The 3,456-nt window shown below is 65.5% G+C and carries 3 protein-coding genes; all 3 read right to left on the reverse strand.

Features of this window, described 5'->3' with window-relative positions:
* Window positions 1-86 precede the first annotated feature (86 nt).
* A complete protein-coding gene (locus AQY21_RS15300; RefSeq protein ID WP_058098489.1) occupies window positions 87-713 on the reverse strand; it encodes a sulfite oxidase heme-binding subunit YedZ in 627 nt (208 codons plus the stop codon).
* On the reverse strand, window positions 713-1,609 hold the full coding sequence (gene msrP / locus AQY21_RS15305) for a protein-methionine-sulfoxide reductase catalytic subunit MsrP (protein WP_058098490.1): 897 nt from the start codon (window positions 1,607-1,609) through the stop codon (window positions 713-715). The genes AQY21_RS15300 and msrP overlap by 1 nt, the downstream gene beginning before the upstream one ends.
* Window positions 1,610-1,735: 126 nt before the next feature.
* Window positions 1,736-3,456 (reverse strand): AAA family ATPase (locus AQY21_RS15310; RefSeq protein ID WP_058098491.1); only part of this gene is annotated, 1,721 nt, incomplete at its 5' end.

Here is a 3,456-nt window from a genome sequence, read left to right on the forward strand (position 1 = left end):
CAAAAAAATGACGAAAAGAGACAAGTCACTGAAAAACAACAAAAATCACCAAACGCCGCGCCCAGAACAACAACAAAACAAAAGAATCACCAGCAAGAACCATCCAGCAAGGCGGAAGGCTTACGCCGGCCTTTGCCCAGCAAACGCAGGCCGAGCAGCACCAGAATCGCCAAGAGAATCGTCAGCGGCCAGGATTCCCAGACCTTCAACGCCCAGAGCCAATGCACCGCCGCCAAAATCGCCGCCGGATAGACCAGCCGGTGCAGCCGCCGCCAATGCGCGCCCATACGGCAGATCGAGAATCGATTCGAGGTCAGCGCCAGCGCCAGAAGCATGACAAAAGCCAGCATGCCGAAGACCAGATACGGCCGCTTCACCACATCCTTGAGCATCTGCGCCCAGAGAAAGGCCATGTCGAAGACCACCCAGGCCGCCAGATGGCAGGCGGCATAGCCAAAGCAGATCAGGCCCAGCGCCTGGCGAAAGCGCATCAGGTTCAGCCGCGCCAGACGCAGCAGCGGCGTCACCGCCAGGGCCGCCAGCAGGAAATAGATCGCGGTGCGGCCCAGCCGGTGCTCGATGTCGCGCACCGGATCGACGCCCAGATTGCCCTGAAGCGTGTCCCAGACCAACAGGCCCAGCGGGATCAGCCCCAGAAGCCAGACCGCCCAAACCGGGACCTGCCGCAGCCAGCGATTGAGATGCTGCACCATCAGTAATGTTTCGCCAGGTCCATGCCCGCATAGAGCCCTGCCACCTGTTCGCCATAGCCGTTGAACATCAGCGTCTCCTGCCGGCCGCCGAACAGCCCGCCGCCGATCCGCCTTTCGGTGGCCTGCGACCAGCGCGGATGGTCCACCTGCGGGTTCACATTGGCATAGAAGCCGTATTCGCCGGGCTGCATCATCTGCCAGCTGCATGGCGGCTGCTGGTCGAGCAGGGTGATCCCGACGATCGACTTGATCGACTTGAAGCCGTATTTCCACGGCACCACCAGCCGGATCGGCGCGCCGTTCTGGTTGGGCAGCACCCGGCCGTAAAGCCCGGTGGCGAGGATGGTCAGCGGATGCATGGCCTCGTCCAGCCGCAGCCCCTCGCGATAGGGCCAGTCGAGGATGCGGGCACGCTGGCCGGGCATCTGTTCGGGATCGTGCAGCGTGCGGAAGGCGACGAATTTCGCGCCGGGCTGCACGCCGACCTTGTCGAGCACCCCGGCCAGCGGCACGCCCAGCCAGGGGATGACCATCGACCAGGCCTCGACGCAGCGCAGGCGATAGATGCGTTCCTCCAGCGCCGCTTCCGGCGCCAGATCCTCGACCCCGTAGCTGCCCGGCCGGTCCACCAGGCCGTCGACGGTCACCGACCAGGGCGAGGTCTTCAGGCTGCCGGAATATTGCGCGGGGTCGCTCTTGCCGGTGCCGAACTCATAGAAGTTGTTGTAATGGGTGATATCCTCCAGGCTGTTCGGCGTCTCGTCGGTCGAGAAGACCGAGGGCGCCCCGCTGAGCCCGAAGGCCGGCGTCGCCAGGGCAGCGATGCCTGCGGCCAGAAAGGCCCGCCGATTCAGATAATCCGCCTCGGGCGTCACATCGGACCATTTCAGCGTCATGGCGGTTCCTCCTGTAGCCGGCCCATGATGCCACCGCGCCGCAGCGAGGCCGATGAAATTCCGCGTGATTTCCGCGCGAGGGGGGAACGAAAAAGGGCGGATGCCACCGCATCCGCCCCGTTTTCCTTAATGCAGCGGCACCCGCGGCCCGCCGTCATCCGCCGCGCCCAGATGGGCGGTGGTCACGCGGTTGCCGACGATCAGCCCTTCCGGACCGGCGCTGACATGGACGGTCTGGCCGTCCAGCACCTCGCCGGCCAGGATCATCTCGGCCAGGGGGTTTTGCAGGCTGCGCTGCATCACCCGCTTCAGGGGCCGGGCGCCGAAGACCGGGTCATAGCCCTCATCCGCCAGCCATTTCAGCGCCGCCTCGTCCAGCTCCAGCCCGATCTTGTGCTGCGCCAGCCGGCCCTCCAGCTGCCAGAGCTGGATCTTGACGATGCCGTCCATGTTCTCGCGCGTCAGCCGGTGGAAGATGATGATCTCGTCCAGCCGGTTCAGGAATTCGGGGCGGAAATGCGCCCGGACCGCATCCATCACCTGCGCGCGCGCCTGACTCGAATCGGCGCCCTCGGGCAGTTGCGACAGCGCCTGCGCCCCGAGGTTCGAGGTCAGCACGATCAGCGTCTGCTTGAAGTCCACCGTCCGGCCCTGGCCGTCGGTCAGCTGGCCGTCATCCAGCACCTGCAGCAGCACGTTGAAGACGTCCGGATGCGCCTTTTCGACCTCGTCGAACAGGATCACCTGATAGGGACGCCGCCGCACCGCCTCGGTCAGCACGCCGCCCTCGTCATAGCCGACATAGCCCGGAGGCGCGCCGATCAGCCGTGCGACCGAATGCTTCTCCATGAATTCGGACATGTCGATGCGGACCATGGCGCTGTCATCGTCGAACAGATATTCGGCGATGGCCTTGGTCAGCTCGGTCTTGCCGACGCCGGTCGGGCCGAGGAACAGGAAGCTGCCCAGCGGCCGCTTGGGGTCGTTCAGCCCGGCCCGCGCCCGGCGCACGGCGTTCGAGACCGCCGTCACCGCCTCGGACTGGCCGATGACCCGCTTGCTCAGCACATCCTCCATCTTCAACAGCTTCTCGCGCTCACCCTCCAGCATCTTGCTGGTGGGGATGCCGGTCCAGCGTTCCACCACCTCGGCGATCTGTTCCGGGCGAACGGCCTCCTCGACCATCAGCCCGTCGCCATTGCCCTCGGATTCGGCCAGCTGCCGCTCGAGGCCCGGGATGATGCCATAGGAAAGCTCTCCGGCGCGGGCCAAGTTGCCTTCGCGCTTGGCCTGGTCCAGCTCGGCGCGGGCGCGGTCGAGCTGTTCCTTGAGGCTGCGCGAGCTTTCCAGCTTGGCGCGCTCGGCCTGCCAGCGGGCGGTCAGGGTGGCGGATTTCTCCTGCAATTCGGACAGCTGCTTCTCCAGCTTCTCCAGCCGGTCCTTGGAGGCCGCGTCGTCCTCCTTCTTCAGCGCCTCGGCCTCGATCTGCATTTGCAGGATCTGCCGGTCGAGCTGGTCCAGCTCCTCGGGCTTGCTGTCCACCTCCATGCGCAGCCGGCTGGCCGCCTCGTCCACCAGGTCGATGGCCTTGTCGGGCAGGAAGCGGTCGGTGATGTAGCGATGGCTCAGCGTCGCCGCGGCCACCAGAGCGGCATCGCTGATGCGGACGCCGTGATGCAACTCGTATTTCTCCTTGATGCCGCGCAGGATGCTGATCGTATCCTCGACCGTCGGCTCCTCGACCATGACCGGCTGGAAGCGCCGGGCCAGCGCCGCGTCCTTCTCGATATACTTGCGGTATTCGTCCAGCGTGGTGGCGCCGACGCAATGCAGCTCGCCCCGCGCCA

The sequence above is a fragment of the Paracoccus sp. MKU1 genome, from assembly GCF_001447385.1.
GTDB lineage: Bacteria > Pseudomonadota > Alphaproteobacteria > Rhodobacterales > Rhodobacteraceae > Paracoccus.